At 60.4% G+C, this 18,287-nt stretch carries 15 protein-coding genes and 1 riboswitch; of the genes, 9 read left to right on the top strand and 6 right to left on the bottom strand.

The annotated features are described in order from the left end of the window. Positions 1 to 31: 31 nt before the first annotated feature. The 4 genes from ACRDT3_RS08590 to ACRDT3_RS08575 all read right to left on the bottom strand — a co-directional run bounded on the left by ACRDT3_RS08590 (position 32) and on the right by ACRDT3_RS08575 (position 5,232). Positions 32 to 1,054, bottom strand: coding sequence for an MBL fold metallo-hydrolase (locus tag ACRDT3_RS08590; protein WP_431492581.1), 1,023 nt, complete (start codon positions 1,052 to 1,054; stop codon positions 32 to 34). A 96-nt stretch (positions 1,055 to 1,150) separates the two neighbouring features. Further along, a complete protein-coding gene (locus tag ACRDT3_RS08585) occupies positions 1,151 to 2,284 on the bottom strand; it encodes an ABC transporter substrate-binding protein (RefSeq protein WP_431492580.1) in 1,134 nt (377 codons plus the stop codon). Between the two features lie 69 nt (positions 2,285 to 2,353). Beyond that, entirely contained in the window at positions 2,354 to 3,493 is a 1,140-nt protein-coding gene (locus ACRDT3_RS08580) for an ABC transporter ATP-binding protein (protein WP_400289951.1), read from the bottom strand. 11 nt (positions 3,494 to 3,504) lie between these two features. Next, positions 3,505 to 5,232 carry an ABC transporter permease gene (locus tag ACRDT3_RS08575; protein WP_431492579.1) on the bottom strand — a complete coding sequence of 576 codons (1,728 nt, stop codon included), beginning with the start codon at positions 5,230 to 5,232 and terminating at the stop codon, positions 3,505 to 3,507. Between the two features lie 398 nt (positions 5,233 to 5,630). Here ACRDT3_RS08575 and ACRDT3_RS08570 point away from each other — a divergent pair, with 398 nt between their 5' ends. Further along, positions 5,631 to 6,692: a CdaR family transcriptional regulator gene (locus ACRDT3_RS08570; protein ID WP_431492578.1), complete on the top strand. Its 1,062-nt coding sequence runs from the start codon at positions 5,631 to 5,633 to the stop codon at positions 6,690 to 6,692. A gap of 317 nt (positions 6,693 to 7,009) precedes the next feature. Further along, complete coding sequence (locus ACRDT3_RS08565; protein ID WP_431492577.1) at positions 7,010 to 8,371, top strand: GntP family permease; 1,362 nt, start codon at positions 7,010 to 7,012, stop codon at positions 8,369 to 8,371. A 93-nt stretch (positions 8,372 to 8,464) separates the two neighbouring features. On the opposite strand, the gene ACRDT3_RS08560 is transcribed toward ACRDT3_RS08565, so the two are convergent. Further along, complete coding sequence (locus ACRDT3_RS08560) at positions 8,465 to 8,821, bottom strand: SdpI family protein (protein WP_431492576.1); 357 nt, start codon at positions 8,819 to 8,821, stop codon at positions 8,465 to 8,467. 273 nt (positions 8,822 to 9,094) lie between these two features. After that, positions 9,095 to 9,185, top strand: a riboswitch (SAM riboswitch). Positions 9,186 to 9,234: 49 nt separating this feature from the next. Between ACRDT3_RS08560 and ACRDT3_RS08555 the strand changes: the two genes are divergently transcribed. The 4 genes from ACRDT3_RS08555 to ACRDT3_RS08540 all read left to right on the top strand — a co-directional run bounded on the left by ACRDT3_RS08555 (position 9,235) and on the right by ACRDT3_RS08540 (position 13,069). Then, positions 9,235 to 10,461 (top strand): acyl-CoA dehydrogenase family protein, encoded by a 1,227-nt coding sequence (locus tag ACRDT3_RS08555; protein WP_431492575.1) that lies wholly within the window; start codon positions 9,235 to 9,237, stop codon positions 10,459 to 10,461. A gap of 26 nt (positions 10,462 to 10,487) precedes the next feature. Then, on the top strand, positions 10,488 to 11,717 hold the full coding sequence (locus ACRDT3_RS08550; RefSeq protein ID WP_431492574.1) for an acyl-CoA dehydrogenase family protein: 1,230 nt from the start codon (positions 10,488 to 10,490) through the stop codon (positions 11,715 to 11,717). 106 nt (positions 11,718 to 11,823) lie between these two features. Further along, positions 11,824 to 12,111 (top strand): hypothetical protein, encoded by a 288-nt coding sequence (locus ACRDT3_RS08545; RefSeq protein ID WP_431492573.1) that lies wholly within the window; start codon positions 11,824 to 11,826, stop codon positions 12,109 to 12,111. 31 nt (positions 12,112 to 12,142) lie between these two features. Beyond that, the gene (locus tag ACRDT3_RS08540; protein WP_431492572.1) at positions 12,143 to 13,069 is read left to right on the top strand and encodes a LysR family transcriptional regulator; all 927 of its coding nucleotides are present in this window, start codon (positions 12,143 to 12,145) and stop codon (positions 13,067 to 13,069) included. A gap of 140 nt (positions 13,070 to 13,209) precedes the next feature. Here the strand turns inward: ACRDT3_RS08540 and ACRDT3_RS08535 are convergent, their stop codons facing one another. Next, positions 13,210 to 13,554, bottom strand: coding sequence for a hypothetical protein (locus ACRDT3_RS08535; RefSeq protein ID WP_431492571.1), 345 nt, complete (start codon positions 13,552 to 13,554; stop codon positions 13,210 to 13,212). A gap of 375 nt (positions 13,555 to 13,929) precedes the next feature. On the opposite strand from ACRDT3_RS08535, the gene ACRDT3_RS08530 reads away from it, so the two are divergent. The 3 genes from ACRDT3_RS08530 (at position 13,930) to ACRDT3_RS08520 (ending at position 18,286) form a co-directional block, all read left to right on the top strand. Then, positions 13,930 to 15,267 (top strand): MFS transporter, encoded by a 1,338-nt coding sequence (locus tag ACRDT3_RS08530; protein ID WP_431492570.1) that lies wholly within the window; start codon positions 13,930 to 13,932, stop codon positions 15,265 to 15,267. Positions 15,268 to 15,339: 72 nt separating this feature from the next. Beyond that, the gene (locus tag ACRDT3_RS08525; RefSeq protein WP_431492569.1) at positions 15,340 to 16,230 is read left to right on the top strand and encodes an amidohydrolase family protein; all 891 of its coding nucleotides are present in this window, start codon (positions 15,340 to 15,342) and stop codon (positions 16,228 to 16,230) included. A 61-nt stretch (positions 16,231 to 16,291) separates the two neighbouring features. Then, positions 16,292 to 18,286, top strand: a complete 1,995-nt coding sequence (locus tag ACRDT3_RS08520) for an acetoacetate--CoA ligase (RefSeq protein WP_431492568.1) — start codon at positions 16,292 to 16,294, stop codon at positions 18,284 to 18,286. The last annotated feature ends 1 nt before the right edge of the window (position 18,287 follow it).

The raw sequence follows: 18,287 nt of genomic DNA, 5'->3' as shown, positions 1-18,287 counted from the left end.
GGAGCTGGAACAGTGTGCCTCTGTGAAAAGGCTAGGAGTTGGATTGGTGAGTTACATTCCCATCGTCAATTCTGAAACTGTCACCATCGCATGGAACGAACAACTTGCCGCGGAATTGCGTCATTGCTGTTTGCCAGGCTTCGGGGTTTGAAGATGCTGGAACTAAATGGTGAAGTGCCAGGTGGGATGCCCCAGCCTCCTGGGCAATTGCGCCGGCATCCAGAGGCGTCGTATGGGCTCGCCGGTGGTGTCCCATGCTTGCTTCAAGCTCTTGCTTGGTGGCATTGGGATAGCTGCGAATGACGGAATCGAGATCAATGGCTTCATGGAAAAGAAGGTCGCATCCTCGTGCCAGGCCCACGAGATTCTGGCTCGGTGCCGTATCCCCGGAAACGACCACGGAGCCGTATGCGCTGTCAATGCGGAAGGCGTAGGCCGGAGCGATCGGCTGGTGCTGCACTAACGTGGCCGTAACGGTGACAAACTTGTCCGAGTAGACTTCGAACGGCTCCATCGCAGGATGGTTTGCCGTGTTGGGATGGAAATCCACTTCTTCGGGAAGCCGGATGTCTTCTCCAATAAAGATTTTCGAGATGTCTGGAGCTCCAGAATCCCGCCGGCGATCGTTGAGATCGGTGGCATGGGATCGAAGCATCAGCTCAACCATTTCCTTGGTGCCTGGAGTAGGTGATTGAGGGTAGATCGTCGGGACATCCTTTTCGGCATGCTGGACCTCCGGGAGCATGCCGCGATCTGCGGGACCTACAACGCGTACGCGTAGTTCTGGGTTGCCACGGAATGCGAGGCCGCCGAGCACCATGACCGAATTCAGGTCGATGACATGGTCGGAGTGCTGATGGGTGATGAAAATGGCGCGCAGACTCGTTGGCGAGAGCCCTGCGTCTGCCAGCCCCATGCCCACACCATGTCCGCAGTCGATCAGATAGGTGCTGCCATCTACGACGACGGCTGTGGCGATGCCTCGACGATGGCCGTTATCGAGACCTCGGCGGAGGAGCGGACCTCCGGCTGTTCCCAAGGAATAAACGGTCATTCCAGTACTCAACGTAAAACCACTTTCATTGTGAAAACTTCCAGGGATATAAAGACGGTGGGTACCGCGTTGCGATACCCACCGTTCGGAGAATGTCTAGCGGCTGAAGATGCTGCTGACGCTTTCCTGGCCCTTGCGCTGGCGATCAGTTACATCAACCAGATCCGGACGCGGCAGCAGTGGAACGTCTGCCGGGTTTTCGAATGGAAGGTCCAGATCTTCAGCGTTCACGATTGGTCCGTGGCCAGCCTTGGCCTTGACTTCATTAGCCTCTGGGGAGTTCAACCAGGTGATGAACAGTTCAGCGGCCTGCGCGTTTTCAGCGCCATCGATGACTCCGGCGTACCAGTAGGTTGCCCAGTTGCCCCCCTCGATCGGATAGGAGATCTCAACTGGCGCACCATCACCGGTCAAGGTCAGGTAGTTGCCCATTGCGCCCATCAGGCAGACATAAGCGCGGCCCTGTACTACGGCGTTGTGGCACTCAGCGGTGCTTGAAGAGATGATGGGATCTTGTGCCGCCAACTTTTCTAGGTAGTCCTTACCCAGATCCTTGTCATTGAGCACAAGGTCTGCCCATTGCATGCCGCCACCGTCGGTGGCAGGATCGGTCATGGTGATTTTTCCCTTGTAGGCAGGATCCAACAGAGACTGCCAGCTATCCGGCGTCTTGCCCAGATCCTGACGGGTGTCATAGATCAGGCCGCGTGGAGATGCGGATACCGGGGTGAGGGTTCCGGTCTCGAGCGATAGCTGTGGATCCTTGGTGACCTTTTCCGCATTGAAAGGCCGGAACTCGCTGAAGTAATCCCGATCGGCGAGCGAGACCGCTCCCACGTCGCCGGTGATGACAATGTCTGCGATGCGTTGGCCGGAGGACTGCTCCTGGGAAATCTTGGTGTCCAACTCGGCGCCGACAATCTGCAACGGCTCAACTTCAATGCCTGGGAATCGCTCGTTGAAGGCTTCGAAAACCGATGGCCAGGTGGCCGTCAGCGGGGTGTAGATGTTCAGTGAGTCCTGGCCGGCTTCAAGGGCAGCGGCGTACTGCTCTTCAATCTGCTTTTTGGCTTCTTCGCCACCCAGCGCGGCAACGGTATCGACGCCTTCGCGTTCTCCCAGACCCTCGCTGGCAGCGTCGCCGCTGCCGCCTGCGCAAGCGCTGAGCAGCAGAGCGGAGGAAAGTCCGAGTGCTGCGATGGTTGCAAATTTGTTCTTCTTGATCCCCATGGTCGTGCCTTTCATAATGATGGACGAGGAGTGACTTCGTTTTTGGCTGATGTTCCCGAGGCCTTCGCCTTAGGCCAGGGCCGGTACCTTGGAATTGAGCGCTGGCAGGCATGCCAGCGAATCCGGAGCGATGGCTCCGGAGATGGAGTCGCCGACCCGAGGGGCGCCAACTGGCCAGATGTTGGCCACTTCTGCGGTGCGAATGGAGACCTTGACCTTGTGCGGGCCCAACTGCAGTTCGTAGATGAAGTCATCGCCCAGGTACATCACGTCGGTGATGACACCCTGGAACCGGTTTGGTTTTTCGCAGGCAGGAGGCCCAAGGATCACCGAGGAAGAGCGGACCGCAATATCGACCTGCTGGCCCTCATGCACGTCGTTGCGTGGCGGGCAAGCCAAGCGGACATCGGTTCCGTCAAGCAGGACCTTGACTCCGTACTGATCGGTGGAGACAACGGTGGCGCTCACGAAGTTGTCGTATCCAACGAAGTCAGCGACGAAGTGCGAGACCGGGTGCCAGTAGATCTCTCGCGGGCTGCCGACCTGTTCGATAGCGCCCTTGTTGAGCAAGACGATACGAGTGGACAGGGAGACCGCTTCTTCCTGGTCATGTGTCACGTAGATGGAGGTGGTGCCAACGCGCTTATGCATTTCACGCAGTTCCGAACGCATGTCCTGACGCAGACGAGCGTCGAGGTTGGACAGGGGCTCGTCGAAGAGGAGAAGCTGCGGAGTTGCAACCAAGGCGCGAGCCAAAGCCACGCGCTGCTGCTGGCCGCCGGAGAGATCGGTAGCCATCCGGCTTGCATACTCTTCCAGCCCGACCATTTCCAAGACTTCGCGGACCCGGCGAGCACGTTCGTCCACGCTGATCTTCCGCATCTTCAATGGGTAGGCGACGTTGGAAGCCACCGACATATGCGGCCACAGGGCGTAGCTCTGGAACACCATGCCGATATCTCGCTTGTCCGGGGCAACATGGATGCGCTGCGCCGGTGCGTCCACAACTTTGCCGCCAATGGAGACCTGGCCGCCGGTTGGGCGTTCCAGGCCGGCGACACAGCGCAGGGTGGTGGTCTTACCGCAACCCGATGGGCCCAGCAGGGTGAGGAACTCGCCCTCCTGGATTTCCAGATCCAGTGATTCCACTGCAGCTGGAGCTTTCGGCGAGTACTTCTTTTCTAATGACTCAATACTTACGTGTGCCATGGAATTTCCTATCACTTGGAAGCGGAGGTCGGAACTCGACGCAGGTTAGTTGGATCGTTGTCTACTTCGATGGCGTGGGAATTTGCAGGATCGAAGCTTTGGGATGGAGCGGCAACGTCAACTAGCCGCCCGCGCTTGGTGGTCTTGCGGTAATTGAGACGTTTGAACAGCGCTCCGGCTGCCAGGAGCAGGCCGCCTCCGGCCGCCAGCAGAACCAAGAGCACCAGCAGGAGAGCTGCGGCGGCCGAACCGTTTCCGAGCTGCGTGTAGTAGTTGTATACGAGCAGGGAGACGGTTTCCGTCTTGGCGCTGGAGAGGAGAATCGGAATATCCAAGCTGCCAGCGGCCATCACGCCGGTAATGAACCATGAAGCTAGGAAGGTCGGGCCGATCAGCGGAACTACGATGGTGACCATCATTCGTGGTGCGGAAGCTCCGCAGATGCGAGCGGACTCTTCCAGCTCAACACCTAGCTGGCCAACTGGACCCGAGGTTGCCCGCTGCGCAATTGGAGTAACTACGATAACCAGAGCAATCAGCACGATCCAGATCGAACCGTACAAGTTCTTCAGGCCCGGAACACTGAGGTAAGCCCAGGTGATTGCCAGTGCCAGTACGATGCCTGGAACCGCAACGACAGCCCAGACAATCATTTCCGGGACTTGTGCCCAGCGGCTCTTGTTGCGTAAGGCCACGTAGCTGATTAGGACGGCCAAGATGGTGGCGAACAAGCCGCCTATAACGCCCATGACCAAGGTGTTTTCCAGCGCTCTGACAACCTTTGACGAATCGAATAGCCCTATATAGTGCTTGAAGGTGAATCCAGCGACGCCGAGTACGGGTTGGAAGGACCCGATGATCAGCTGTACTAGGGGGAGTACCAGCGCAATCGTGACGTAGGCAGCGAAGAGGGAGAAGCCTGCCCACTTCCAGCGACCTATTTCTTCCTTTTCGAGGCGGTAGGCCTTGCCCGTGACGGTGATGAAGTTGCGATTGCCGATTGCTTTGGAACGAATGGCAACCAAGATGTAGATGATAGCGATGAGCAGCAAGGCCAAGGCGCTCGCCGAGTCGTAGCGGATTGGCGTAGTGGCCAAGAAATCGTAGATCTGGGTTGGGAACACGTAGATACCAGCCGGTACGCCAAGAATCAGTGCAACATCCAGCTGGCCGAGCGAGTTAACAAAGCCAAGGATGGCCAAGCCGGAAAGCGTCGGCAGCAGGATTGGGATGTTGATATCAAGGAACAAACGCAGCCGGTTGGCACCCGATAACAGCGCTGCTTCTTCGAGTGAACGGTTCAGCGCACGAACTGGACCCAGCAGCAACAGGTACATGACCGAGATGCTCTTCAAGCCGCTGACAACGATCAGGCCCATCCAGGAGTATGCATCCAGGCGGGGCATTCCATCGGCTGAAACACCGAAAATCAGGGTCAGCAGGCCAGTGGGGGAAGTCATCATGCCCCAGCTGATCGCAAAGAAGAGGGTTGGGATGGCGAAGATGGTGACCATGACCGGAGTGATGGATCGGCCAGCGGGAGTCTTGGTTCGCGTGGATATCCAAGCAAAGATGAATCCGCCGATAATGCCAATGCTCTGTACTGCCACAGCGTAAATAACCGACGCCCACAACGTATCCCATGTTGCCGGATCACCATAGGCATCTACGATTCCAGCGAGGCCGAAGGATCCTTCGGTGCCAGGCTGGCCGCTGCGGAAGGTGCCATAAATGAGCATTGCCAGCGGGTAGCCGAAAAAGGCACAGATGAATAAAAGGAAAAGCGCCAAAAGCGCCCCGGATGACCTGATTCTTCTCACAACTGCTACTCCCCATCTGTTCTTTTCGGACAATAAACGCATTTGTGCGGGATGCAACCTGGCCGAAAGCTTATAAACATATTGCGTGTGATCCAATGCACTGTCAAGCTATTAATGTATTTTCCCGATAGGAAAATTTTCTGCAGTGAGGCGTTCGACGGTCAATCTGCGAACCGTGACCCGGCTCACACCTAGCTGATCACGGATGGTTAAGGCAGAGTGGTTCGAATAACCACCATTAGTGCCATGGCACAGATCCTCAATAACCGCTTACGTGTTTCTGCCACCACGTATTGTGTGACAGATAAGATGAGGGCATGAGTGAAATGGAGCAACCTCGATTGGCTAGCGCTTTGGCGCAGAAGGTCGTCGACACCATTGCACCGACCATCAATCGCAATGTGAACATCATGAATGCCCATGGGGTGATCATTGCTTCGACCGATGCCGCGCGCATCGGTACCCTCCACGAGGGCAGTGCCCAAGCTATTCGGCGCGACGAGGTCATCCGGGTCAGCCAAGCAGACGGGTCAGCGGGAACCCAGCCTGGAGTCAATGTGCCGTTCGCGCTCAACGATCAGCTGTGCGGCGTGGTCGGGGTGACCGGTGCGCCTCATGAGGTGGAGCCCTTGGCCGGGCTGATCGCCTTGACGGTCCAGCTGCTCATCAATCAAGAACGCGAACACTCGCGCAGTGCCCGGCGTGAAACTGAAGCCCGCGATATTATTTCGGCTTTGATTGCAGGACGCGCTGCCCCTGAAGTCATTGACCGCTCGCTGAGCGCTCATGGCTTGCGGGGACCGAAGCAAATTGAGGCCTGGATTCCTCGAAGCGTCGAGGAGCCGCTGTTGGAGCAGCCGGCGAAGGAGCATGTCCGCACCTCGTGGATCAATCTTTCTGGTGCGTACTGGAGGCTCTGCGCAGCCAGCAAACCCGCGTTCGCCCCGGAACATGCAAACCAGGAGCGTTCCTTGGTGTCCGCAACCGTAGAATCGGCTTCGGAACTCATGGCTGAAACCGAGGCGCTGCGCGCAGTGCTGCGCTACCCGAACCTCGTTCCCCGCGGTTCCCAGCGCAAAATGTGGAGCAGGGAAATTGCGGTGGCCATTGCCCGCACCCCGGCGCGCAGTTTGGAGCATGTGGCAACTGCAGCGCAACGACTCAATGCGGAGCAAGCCAGAACCCTGCTGCTCGTGGCGACTGCTGCGTCGATGAGCCAAGCGGCCACCGATCTGCATATCCACCGAAATACCCTGGTGCAACGGCTGGAACGGATCAGCCAGGTCAGCGGTATCGACGTTCGGCAATCCAGCCAGTTCCTGAAGCTGCAGCATGGAATCTATGCGCGAGTGGCACTGAGCCAGTTGGACATTTTCTAATCCCGCACGATGCCCTGCACTTGCCGGTACTTTTCGTCCGTACAGCCAAACCCGGCCCCTGCGCACTTGGTTGAATGCACATATCGCAACTGCTGAGTGCAGGCAATTATGGTCGCGTGCCCATAGGTATTCGGGTTCCCGTTTCCTAGTATTGGCACAATGATCGATATTTGTGCCAAGAATTCGGGATTGTCCCTAGCTATCTGGCCAAATAGGCGGAGCCTTGAGCGGCTTTGCCGATCAAGCTGATCCACCGGTTGCACTATTGCACGTTGGACGCAGAAAACTACCGATATTGGCAAAGGAGCCAACTTACCGTGTATGAACTACTTGTTCTGCTGATCCTTGTGGTGGCCATCGTGATGGTCACGGCACGTTTCAAGATCAGCCCCTTCCTTGCCCTCATAGGCGCCGCGATCCTTGCCGCCTTTGCCTACCGCATCCCGCTGGCTGAAGTAGCATCGACGGTCACCACGGCCTTCGGCAGCACCATGGGCAATATCGGCTTGGTGATCCTCTTCGGTACGATGATCGGCGTCATTCTGGAGAAATCCGGCGCGGCGATCTCCATGGCAGATGCACTGATCAAGGTTCTGGGGACACGATTCCCCAACCTGACCCTGTCGATCATCGGCTACATCGTTTCCATTCCGGTTTTCTGCGACTCGGGATACGTGGTCCTCAACTCCCTTCGCAAAGCCATCACCTTGCGTACCGGCGTCTCGGCGCTGGCGACTTCCATCGCGCTGATGACCGGCCTGTATGCCACCCACACGATGGTGCCGCCAACTCCGGGCCCGTTGGCTGCTGCAGAAAGCATCGGCATTGCCGAGAATCTGGGTTTGATCATTGCAGTCGGACTGCCAGTTGCCGCGATCTCGGCCCTTGCAGGCTTGGCCTACGCCAGCCGGTTCAACAAGTCCAAGTGGACCCCGCTGCCAAGCGACGACGAGCATGACATCGCCGAACTCGACTACGAGCAGCTGCGTGCAAGCTTCGGCAAATTGCCTAGCCCGGCGATGGCATTCATGCCGATCGTTGTTCCCCTGGTACTGATCTGTGCCGCCTCCATTGCAAAGCTGCCATCGCACCCTATTGGCGAGGGAACGGCACTTGAGATCCTTTCCTTCCTTGGTACTCCGGTTATCGCGCTGATCTTCGGCCTGTTTGCCGCGACCTTCCTGTTGCGCGGTGGCAACAAGCTGTCGGTCTTCAATGAGCAGATGAATGAAGCGGTGCGCACCGCCGCTCCGATCTTGCTGATCACAGGCGCCGGCGCTGGCTTCGGCGCGGTACTGGCCGCTTCGGACCTGACCACGATCCTTTCCGATTCACTCAGCGGACTGGGCTTGGGCCTGGCCGTGCCATTCTTGATCGCTGCTGCGCTGAAGTCCGCGCAGGGCTCGTCCACCGTTTCAATGGTGACCACTTCTGCTCTGGTCGCCCCGATGCTCGGTTCGCTTGGCTTGGATTCGCAGCTGGGCATGGTGCTTACCGTGCTGGCTGTCGGTGCCGGTGCAATGGTTGTTTCGCATGCAAACGACTCGTACTTCTGGGTTGTTTCGCAACTCAGCCGGATTCCGGTCATCACCGCGTACAAGACCTTGAGCGTGGCGACCGCCATCCAGGGCACCGCGGCATTTGTGACCGTACTGATCCTCGGATCCGTGCTGCTGTAGCAGCATGCCCACCGCGCAAGAAACGGATCGCACCATCGGTTGATGGGGCGATCCGTTTCTTTAAGCAGTATTGGAGTGGCTACGGCGGGCAGCCTAGATGCTGCGCGCAGCCTTATTCGCGTGAGAAGCCGAAACTATCAGCAGGGTGATGACCGCGAGGTAGCCGGCACCGGTCGCGGCGAAGGAGAGAGCCAATTGGCCCAATGCGCCGAGAACTGCGGCGATGGCCAGCGCCGCCCAGCCAGCCCACGAGGCAGCGGCAACCAGCGGAGCAGCCTGCTGATGCCCGGCAAGCCATGCATCGTCGCTGGCCAAGGTGTGGCGCGTCCTGATGCCGATCGCCGCATTGCGAGCAAGCTTGCGGTCCCGCGCCATCGGCGCGAGAAATCCTGCCACCAAAGTTATGATCAGCAACCCGAAAATGAACGCAATGACACTTACTGGATCCACTTGCCGTCCGTTCTGCGAGGCCTTCTTGAAAAGCCATTCTATCAATCGCGCTTTTAACCAATCGTCCCAAGGGAGCTGACCATCCGCGCTCGCAAAAAGCGCCGTGGACTTGGGTTTCGGATAGGCAGTGACGTAATAAGAAGGTCATATGAAGCACATCCGCCGGGGTTTGGACATGTCCGATGGGTCGAAGATGACGTAGTTTGTCCTTCGGTTCCTCCGTATGACAAAACCCTTTCCACACCCTGTCCGAGGATGCTTGACTCAGAGCACAACCCATCCAGAGCGGCTGAGAGACCTGGCTCCGAGACGCCGCAGCAAGCCTGTATTCCACAGGTAGTGCTACCGCCAGGATCGATGGATCCGCAGACTTTCTGCGTCCTTCGGAACCCGCAACTGACAGGGAGAAGAAGATGACTGTACTGAGCACCGAACTGCCGAGAGTTCCCTACACCGGGAACGCCGACAACGCCGAACTGGCCAACTGGCGCGCAGTGGCCGAACAATTGGCAAGCAACCTGGCCGCAGACGCGCTGGATCGCGACCGCAAGAACGAGCAGCCTTTCGCCGAAGTACGGCAGCTGCGCGAAGCAGGACTGCTGAACCTGCTGGTCCCCGCAGAATTCGGGGGAGCAGGAGCCCATTGGGAAACAGCCTTCGAAGTAGTGCGCATCCTTGCCGCGGCCGATGGCTCCATCTCGCAGCTGCTGGCATACCACTACATCAACCAGTCCGGCATCGCGTTCTACGCACCGGTTGAATCCCAAGCTGCCTGGTGGAAGCGAACCGTGCAGGGCGGCTGGCTTTGGGGCGACTCGGTGAACCCCGTTGACCCTGATTTGCGGCTCACTGCGGACGGCGATGGCTACCGGCTGAATGGGGTCAAGCGTTTCTCCACGGGTTCCGGCGTCGGCGAGGTCATTGTCATCAATGCCCTGGTGGAGGGCGGCGACTATGATGGCCAGATTCTTGCGTTCGTCTTGCCACGGGATATCGAGGGCCTGGAAATCGTTGATGACTGGGACTACCTGGGCCAGCGGCTCAGCGCCTCGAATTCCCTGAACTACCACAACGTGCGGCTTGAAGCCGGAGACTTGCTCGGATTCGTCACCGATGAGCCGGTCTCCACCTTGCTCACCCCAGGCATCCAGCTGGCGTTTGCCAACTTCTACCTAGGGATCGCCGAAGGTGCATTGGCCCGCGGCAAGCAGATCTTGCTGGGCCGCAAGAATGCCTGGCTGTTCTCGCAGGCAGAGACCTACTCGCAGGATCCGATTTTCCAGCGCACCGTCGGAGAGCTCAAGGCGCGCACCGCCGCGGTGGCGGCGTTGGCCGAGAAGCTGGGACGCAAATTCGATGCACTGCTGTCCAAGGGCGCGCACGTCACCCAGGCTGAGCGTGCGGCGCTGGCCGTGGACATCGCCGAAGCGAAGGTGGTCTCCACGGAGGTTGGCGTTGAAGTAGCCAACCGGATTTTCGAAGTCACCGGCTCATCGTCAACCGCGAATTCCGTGGGCTTGGACCTGTACTGGCGAAATGTGCGCACCCACTCGCTGCACGACCCAGTGGACTACAAGAAAATCGAGGTCGGCGCCTACTTCTTGCGCGGGGAATCTCAGCCGCTCTCGCTCTACACCTAAACCAGAACCACCGATAGGAACAACAGATGACCGTACTTGCTGCTGGTAATCGACTGAGCCAGCTCAAAGCCCGTTTCGCCCCGATCCTCGAACAGATCGCAGCCAGCGCCGCCGAACGCGACCGCACCGGCGAATTGCCCTACCAGGCGGTCGCGGACCTGGCTGCCGCCGGATTTGGCGCGGTTAGGGTTCCAGAATCGCACGGGGGTTCCGGCGCAACTCTGCCCGAACTCTTCGAACTGTTCGTGGATCTCGCGGCAGCTGATTCCAATATTGCCCAGGCGCTGCGCGCGCACTTCGCCTTCGTCGAAGACCGGCTGGTGGCTGCCCCAGGCCCGGGACGCGACAAGTGGCTGGCCCGCTTCGCTGCCGGCGAGCTGGTGGGCAACTCCTGGACCGAGGTAGGCGCCGTGAAGGTGGGGGAGGTAATCACCAAGGTCAGTCCTGATGGCGAGGGCGGATTCAGGATCAACGGCACCAAGTACTACTCCACCGGCTCGATCTTCGCCGACTGGCTGGACACCTACGCCGAGCGCACCGACACCGGAAAGCGGGTGATCGCCGCGGTCAACCGCCACCAGCCCGGAGTCGACTTGGCCGATGACTGGGATGGCTTCGGTCAGCGCACCACGGGTACCGGCACCTCCACCTTCACCGATGCGATTGTGGCAGAGGAAGACCTGATCGATTTCGATACCCGCTTCAAGTACCAGACCGCCTTCTACCAGCAGGTGCTGCTGGCTGTCCTGGCCGGCTCCGCCAAGGCAGCCGAGCGCGACTTCGCCGCCGAGCTGAAGGCGCGCAAGCGGACCTTCAGCCATGCCGCGGCCAATGTAGCGGCAGAGGACCCGCAACTGCTGCAGGTGATCGGCGAGGTTTCCGCGGCTGCCTTCGCTGCCGCGGCAACGGTGGAACGCGTTTCGACGGCGTTGCAGGGAGCCTACGAAACTGCGCTGGCGCTGCACGACGGTGATGCCACCGAGATAGAGGATGAGGCCGCGAACGACGCCGCCGAGCTGGCCAGCGCCCAGGCGCAGGTGGTGCTGACCCCGCTGGTGCTCAACGCCATCACCCACGCTTTCGATGCGCTGGCCGCCAGCGCCACGAGCGTCTCCAAGAATCTGGACCGGCACTGGCGCAATGCCCGTACGGCCGGCAACCACAACCCCTGGGTGTTCAAGGCGCGGTTGATTGGCGACCTGGCGGTCAATGGCACCGAGCTTCCGCGCGTGTGGGCGATTGGTGCATCAAAGTAGGCTCCATGGGCTTTGCGGGTCCAGCATCCTTTGCCGATGCTGGGCTCGCAGTATTTAACGGTGCTGGCGTTGCCCGCAGAACGTCGTGAATGCGAAGATGTCCAGCATGAGTGGCTGGCAATTTTCTTTCGAGGACGGGCATAAGCTTCCTGTCCTCGACCTTGACTGGACGCCGATTGACACCGTTGTCCATCAGCTGGCACTGCTGCAGGTGCAAGCCCGTGGAACTGGCGAGGTGACCGCGGAACTACAAAGCTGTGTTGCCCAGCTTGAGCGGCTTATCATGCTGGCCTTGGAACGCGGCGCCAGCCTGGGGCAGTTGGGCGAAAGAACTAGGGTGAGCCAGCAGGATCTGGCGCGGGTCAGGGACACCGGACGACTTTACGAACGGTAATAGCCCGCTGCCCGCTGGCTAGACTGGGCGGGTGATCAACTACACCCTGCGCCAGTTGCAGTACTTCGTCTCCGTCGCGGAATTCGGCTCCATCTCCGCCGCGGCGAAGCAGTGCCATATTTCCCAGGCCGCAATGTCGCAGTCCATGGATGAGCTGGAACGCGCCGTCGGCTCGCAGCTGCTGGTGCGCCGCCGCGCACGAGGCGTGGTGCTCACCGCGGTCGGCACCGATTTCCTGCTCGATTCCCGGGCCCTGGTGCGCCATGCCGAAGAAGTTCAGGACCAGATTGTCGAACGCCAGACCAAGCTCTCCGGACCTTTGGTGATCGGCTGCTATTCCTCGCTGGCCGCCTTCTGGATCCCGGTGATCTGCGAACGCTTCACCAATGTGCACCCGGATTTGCAGGTCACCCTCGTGGAGGGGGACGGGGCCGACCTGCAGGAGCGCATGCTCAAGGGCCACCTGGATGCGGTGCTCACCCATACCCGCCATTTGCTGCCGCAGGTCTCTTCGCGCACGGTGATGTCCGGCCGGCCCTATGTGCTGGTGGGAGGCAACCACCGGCTGGCCGATCGCACATCCGTCACCTTGAGCGAACTGGCCGATGACGACTTCGTGTCCCTGGACATTCCCACGGTGCGCGATAACCAGCTGGTGAATTTGCGCATGTCGGGCCTGGACCCGAGGGTGCGGTGGAGTTCGCAGAGCTTCGAAGCGGTGCGCGGGATGGTGGCCCGGGGGTTGGGCTACACCGTTCTGGTGCAGCGCCCGCCGGTCAACCTGAGTTATGACGGCTTGCCGCTGTCGGTGCTGGAGATCGAGGGCGAGGTAGGCGTCAGCGACATCTGCGTGGCCTACACCGCCTCGGAACGCCCGAGCCTGCGGCTGCGCGCCTTCTTGGACTTCTGCGAGGAAGCCGGAGCCGAAAAAGAGCGCAAGGCCGGCCGGAACCCGTAAGTTCCAACCGGCCTTGCAGTCCAGGCGCCGGGGCCTAGCGGCTCATTTCCTCGGCCTCGAGGTCGGCGTCACGGCCTTCCTTGATGCCGCGCATTGCCAGCGCGGCCACGATGAACGCGGCGGCCCAGCTTGTCGGATTATCACAGGGAATCCAGGATTCCCAGCACGGTCAGGGCTGCGCCGATGGACTTGGTGTTCAGCACCGTCGTGCGGTCCATGCTGACTTCCTCGACCACGTAGGACATGGCCTCGACGGTCATCAGCCATTGTGCGGTGTAGGAGCTCATGCACTTCAGGGTTCCGCGGACGACGAACTTGAAGACCGTGCGGAACTCGACAGGCCTGCGGAGGGCGACTTTGGAGATCAAGGCGGCGATGTCCATGGGCAGGCCGATTCCGGAGAGAGCTTCGCGCTGGACTTCATGGGCGCCGAAGGCTTTGTGAGCGCCCTGGATTTCCAGTACCGGCATGCGGTGGATGTGCAAAATACCATTCGTTTCAATGCCATTTGTAGCATGACCGGGACTTTCGCATTCATTGCTGGCGGGACGAACCGCTAGCGGACCCTGTGTTGTGTCGGAGCCCATCTACTCAGCCACCCTACGTACGCCCCGAAATAATCCATCATGCGTCAAGATTCCTTCATGCAGAATTTGTTCTACAGTTTGACACTCAGTGCATGGTTCGCAAAGTGAGCAGAATTTGCAAAATCATTGACTCTAACCATTAGCGCTCAAATAACTTATTCCGCATGAAGGAATTTACAGAAAAAATATGGAAGCAGCACGTTTCTATGAGTAAGCTCACAATCTCGGGTGGTGTTCCACCCAGCTCCTTCTTGCCAAACCAGAAAGCCCCTCATGGAAACCCTCGCGGAAATACGCAGTTCGGCCATGAGCCGATTCCAAGTGATGACTGTCGTCATAGCCTTGACCTTGATCCTCATCGACGGTTTCGACGTGGCCGCCATGGCCTACGCTGCACCGGTACTCTCCCGCGAGTGGGACATCTCTCCTGCCGCCCTAGGATTCCTGCTGAGCGCAAGTTTGTTCGGCATGGCCGCTGGTTCCATCTTCCTTACTCCTCTTGCTGACAAGATCGGGCGGCGCCGTCTCACCTTGGTCTCGCTTTCCGTCATCAGTATCGGGATGGTCGCCTCGGTCTTCGCCATCGACGCCACTCAGCTGCTGGTCTTCCGGATCCTGACCGGCTTGGGCGTCGGCGGTATGATGGCCAACCTCAACGTTCTGGTTTCCGAATACTCCTCGGACAAGCGCCGCGGTTCGATCATGGGCATTTACACTGCCGGCTACCCGATCGGTGCCACCATCGGCGGCATCGTTGCAGGACCGTTGATCCCGAACTTCGGCTGGCATTCCCTTTTCGCCGTCGGCGCGGTACTGACCATCCTCATGCTGGTCGTTTCCTGGCTGTGGTTGCCGGAATCCCTCGACTACCTGTTGACCCGCCGCCCGGCGGGGGCCCTCGAGAACGTCAACACCATACTTGCCAAGATCGGGCGCCCTGCACTGTGCCAGCTGCCAGCTTCCACCGCCACCGGCAAGGAGCAGTCTGCCATCCGTGAAATCCTGACCACCCCGATCCGCTTCCGCACCTTGATGCTCTGGGTCGGCTACGGCTGCCTCGTGGCCGCGTACTACTTTGCCAATACCTGGACCCCGAAGATCATTGCCGGCGTCACCGGCGACAACTCGATCGGCGTGACAACAGGAACCATCGCCAACGCCGGCGGCATCCTTGGATGCTTCGTCTTCAGCGCCCTGGCCGTCCGTTTCCGCGCACGCCCGCTGCTGGTCATAGCGCTCCTCGGATCGGCCGCCGCCTACATCGTCTTCTCCATGCTCTTCAGCCAGATCACCCTGGCCATGGTGCTCGCCCTCCTCCTGGGCATGCTCACCACCGCCGGTATCGCCGGCTTCTACACGATTTCCCCCGAGATCTACAGCGCCCGTGCCCGGGCAACCGGTGTCGGTTGGATGATCGGCCTGGGCCGCATGGTTTCCATCGTTGCCCCGATCCTGGTCGGCTACCTGCTGTCCGGAGGCTGGAAGCCGGAGGACATCTTCGTGCTCTTCGCCGCCCCGCTGGCCGCTTCCGCACTGTGCATCATGGCCCTGGGCTACTCGCTCAAGCGCGAGACACGCACGGTGGAACTCGCTGCCGCCAGCATTTCCTGACCCGACTGCCAACTCCACCAACACAGCTATCGGTGGCGGCCACGTCCGCCACTAGCTAGGAAGAACGCCAACATGAGCAAGGTTAACGTCGCGGACCTCGTCGCGATCGACATGCACGTCCACATCGAATCCGACGACCACGGGCACACCGACATGCCCGACGATTTCCGCGCCGCTGCCCAGGCGCACTTCGGCGCGGCCCACGATCCCCTGGGGATCGAGGCCGTCGCGGCCCACTACCGCGAAAGGAACATGGCGGCAGTCGTCTTCACCGTGGACCACGAAGCCACCACCGGGCACCCGCCGATTTCCAACCGCTACATTGCCGAGGAGACGGTCAAGCACTCCGACGTGCTGATCCCCTTCGCCAGCATCGACCCGGCCCGCGGGAAGGCGGCGATCACCGAGGCCCGCATCTTGGTGGAGGAATACGGGATCAAGGGATTCAAGTTCCACCCGAACCTGCAGTCTTTCTTCCCCAACGACCACGCCGCCTACCCGTTGTACGAGGAAATCCAGTCCCTGGGCGTCCCCGCCCTCTTCCACACCGGCCAAAGTGGCATCGGCGCCGGCATGCCCGGGTCCGGCGGGATCCGACTGAAGTACTCCAACCCGATGGCACTGGACGACGTGGCGGTGGACTTCCCCGAGCTGCGCATCATCATGGCACACCCTTCCTTCCCCTGGCAGGACGAGGCCCTGGCGGTGGCGGTGCGCCACAACCACGTGTACATCGACCTCTCCGGCTGGTCACCCAAGTACTTCCCGGCCAACCTGGTTCAGTATGCCAACACCATGCTTCAGGACAAGGTCCTCTTCGGCTCCGACTTCCCTTTGTTGCCCCCCGACCGCTGGATGGACGACTTCGCAAAGCTGGAGTTGCGCGAGGGAGCGCGCCAAAAGATCATCAAGGACAACGCCGTGAAGTTGCTCGGACTCGATTCCGGCACCACCGCCTGCTAAAGGACCGCAGGCCCGTCGGCGGGAACCCCGAACGACACGAACACCATCGAAGGAAAGAACCATGAAGAACACCGAACCCGGCGCACTGCTGCGGCCCGCGCCCGCCCGTGATACCTGGTCAGACAGCCAAATGGGCCGCTTTTTGGAAAAGATCGAGGCCAAGACCGGTCGGCATTTCGCTGACTACGAAGACGCCTGGGCCTGGTCGGTTCAGAACCTTGAGGACTTCTGGGGCGAGGTCTGGGACCACTTCGAGGTCATCAGCCACGCTCCCTACACCTCGGTGCTTGCAGAGCGCACCATGCCGGGGGCGCAGTGGTTCGTCGGTGCCCGGATCAACTTCACCGAGCACGTTCTGCGTTCCCTCGCACGCCACCCGGACGACGCCATGGTCAAGTCCCGCAGCCAGACCAATGGCAGCATCGACTGGACCGGCGCACGCCTGACGGAGGAAATAGAGCGCATCCAGCAGGGCCTGATCCGCCACGGCATTAAGTCCGGGGACCGGGTCGCCGGATACCTGCCCAACATCCCGCAAACCATGGCCGCCTACTTTGCCGTCATTGGACTGGGCGCCATCTGGTGCTGCGTGCCTCCCGAAATGGGTGTCAAGGGCGTCCTGGGGCGCATCGGCCAACTCGAGCCGAACCTGTTGATCTCCATTGACGGCTACCGCTGGGGCGACAGGCGGCTCTCCAAGCTCGATGACCTTTCTAGGATCCGCGCGGAACTGCCGGGCATCCCCACCGTGCTGCTGCCCTACCTCGATACGGACCTGGACACCGAAACCGCGGCACCGGGTGCGCAGTCCTGGACCGATTTCACCGCCGAGCGTGCCGCGGCAGTCATCGAGCCGGTGCCCTTCGAGCACCCGATGACGGTTCTCTTCTCCTCCGGAACCACCGGCACTCCGAAGGCCATCGTGCACTCCCATGGCGGACTGCTGTTGGAGCACTATAAGGCCATAGGCCTGCAAGACGACCTCTGCGAGGCTGACACCGCCTACTGGTTCTCCACTACCGGGTGGATGGTCTGGAACATGGGCGTTTCCTCCCTGCTGGTCGGCGCTAGCGTGGTGCTCCACGATGGGGACCCCAATTGGCCGGCCCTTGACGGTGAGTGGTCCCAGTGGGCAGTCATGGCCGAAACTGAATCGACCTACATGGGCACCGGATCGGCCTACCTAGCGGCCTGCGCACATGCAGGTGTAGAGCCGGGCAAGAAATGGGACCTGACCCGCCTGCGCGAAATACAGTGCTCCGGTTCCCCGCTGGCTGCCGATGTCGCAGGCTGGGCGTACGACTCGATCAATCCCGATCTCGTGATGGCCCCGACTTCCGGCGGCACAGACATCTGCGCCGCATTCCTGGGCGCCAGTCCGCTGTCCGCCGTCCATGCGGGAGAAATGGCCTGCCGTCCGCTGGGCGTTGCCGTGGATTCCTGGGACCACGAGCGCAATTCCCTGCGTGGGGAGCCCGGCGAACTGGTTGCCACGTCGCCGATGCCCTCGATGCCCGTATTCTTCTGGAATGATCCGGACAACGAACGCTACAAGTCCAGCTACTTCGACGTCTTCGAGGGCGCCTGGTGCCACGGCGACTGGCTGGTGCGCACCGAACGCGACACATGGGTCATCACCGGGCGCTCGGACGCAACGCTGAACCGTGGCGGCGTGCGCCTGGGCACCGCCGAATTCTATGCACTGCTCGATGGACACCCGGGCGTTAACGACGCCATGGTGATGCACTTCGAACAGGGCGGAGCGATGGGCCAGCTGGTATTGCTGGTGCAAGCTGCCGGTGATGTCGACACCGTGGCCCTGGAACGCACAATCCGCACCGCGCTGCGCACGCAGCTCTCACCCCGCCACGTTCCCGATCAGGTGCTATTCGTTCGCAGCATCCCGCGTACCCGCACCGGCAAGCGCATGGAAATCCCGCTCAAGCGTCTGGTCCAGGGCGGTTCCTCCGGCGTGCTGGACACCGGCGTGCTGGTCAACCCGCAGGACTTGGACGATACCGTGGAGTCCGTCTCCCGCATCTTGGCCGGAGCCTGAG

This window comes from Glutamicibacter sp. (assembly GCF_050701915.1).
Classification (GTDB): domain Bacteria; phylum Actinomycetota; class Actinomycetes; order Actinomycetales; family Micrococcaceae; genus Glutamicibacter.
This window is presented reverse-complemented; position numbering and strand designations above follow the sequence as displayed.

What these genes read in the sequence shown, in the direction of transcription:
- ACRDT3_RS08525 (WP_431492569.1), top strand. Translation starts at nt 15,340, where the DNA reads ATGAGCAAGGTTAACGTCGCGGACCTCGTCGCGATCGACATGCACGTC.
- ACRDT3_RS08530 (WP_431492570.1), top strand. Translation starts at nt 13,930, where the DNA reads ATGGAAACCCTCGCGGAAATACGCAGTTCGGCCATGAGCCGATTCCAA.
- ACRDT3_RS08550 (WP_431492574.1), top strand. Translation starts at nt 10,488, where the DNA reads ATGACCGTACTTGCTGCTGGTAATCGACTGAGCCAGCTCAAAGCCCGT.
- ACRDT3_RS08545 (WP_431492573.1), top strand. Translation starts at nt 11,824, where the DNA reads ATGAGTGGCTGGCAATTTTCTTTCGAGGACGGGCATAAGCTTCCTGTC.
- ACRDT3_RS08555 (WP_431492575.1), top strand. Translation starts at nt 9,235, where the DNA reads ATGACTGTACTGAGCACCGAACTGCCGAGAGTTCCCTACACCGGGAAC.
- ACRDT3_RS08520 (WP_431492568.1), top strand. Translation starts at nt 16,292, where the DNA reads ATGAAGAACACCGAACCCGGCGCACTGCTGCGGCCCGCGCCCGCCCGT.
- ACRDT3_RS08590 (WP_431492581.1), bottom strand. Translation starts at nt 1,054, where the DNA reads ATGACCGTTTATTCCTTGGGAACAGCCGGAGGTCCGCTCCTCCGCCGA.
- ACRDT3_RS08570 (WP_431492578.1), top strand. Translation starts at nt 5,631, where the DNA reads ATGAGTGAAATGGAGCAACCTCGATTGGCTAGCGCTTTGGCGCAGAAG.
- ACRDT3_RS08580 (WP_400289951.1), bottom strand. Translation starts at nt 3,493, where the DNA reads ATGGCACACGTAAGTATTGAGTCATTAGAAAAGAAGTACTCGCCGAAA.
- ACRDT3_RS08585 (WP_431492580.1), bottom strand. Translation starts at nt 2,284, where the DNA reads ATGGGGATCAAGAAGAACAAATTTGCAACCATCGCAGCACTCGGACTT.
- ACRDT3_RS08575 (WP_431492579.1), bottom strand. Translation starts at nt 5,232, where the DNA reads ATGCTCATTTATGGCACCTTCCGCAGCGGCCAGCCTGGCACCGAAGGA.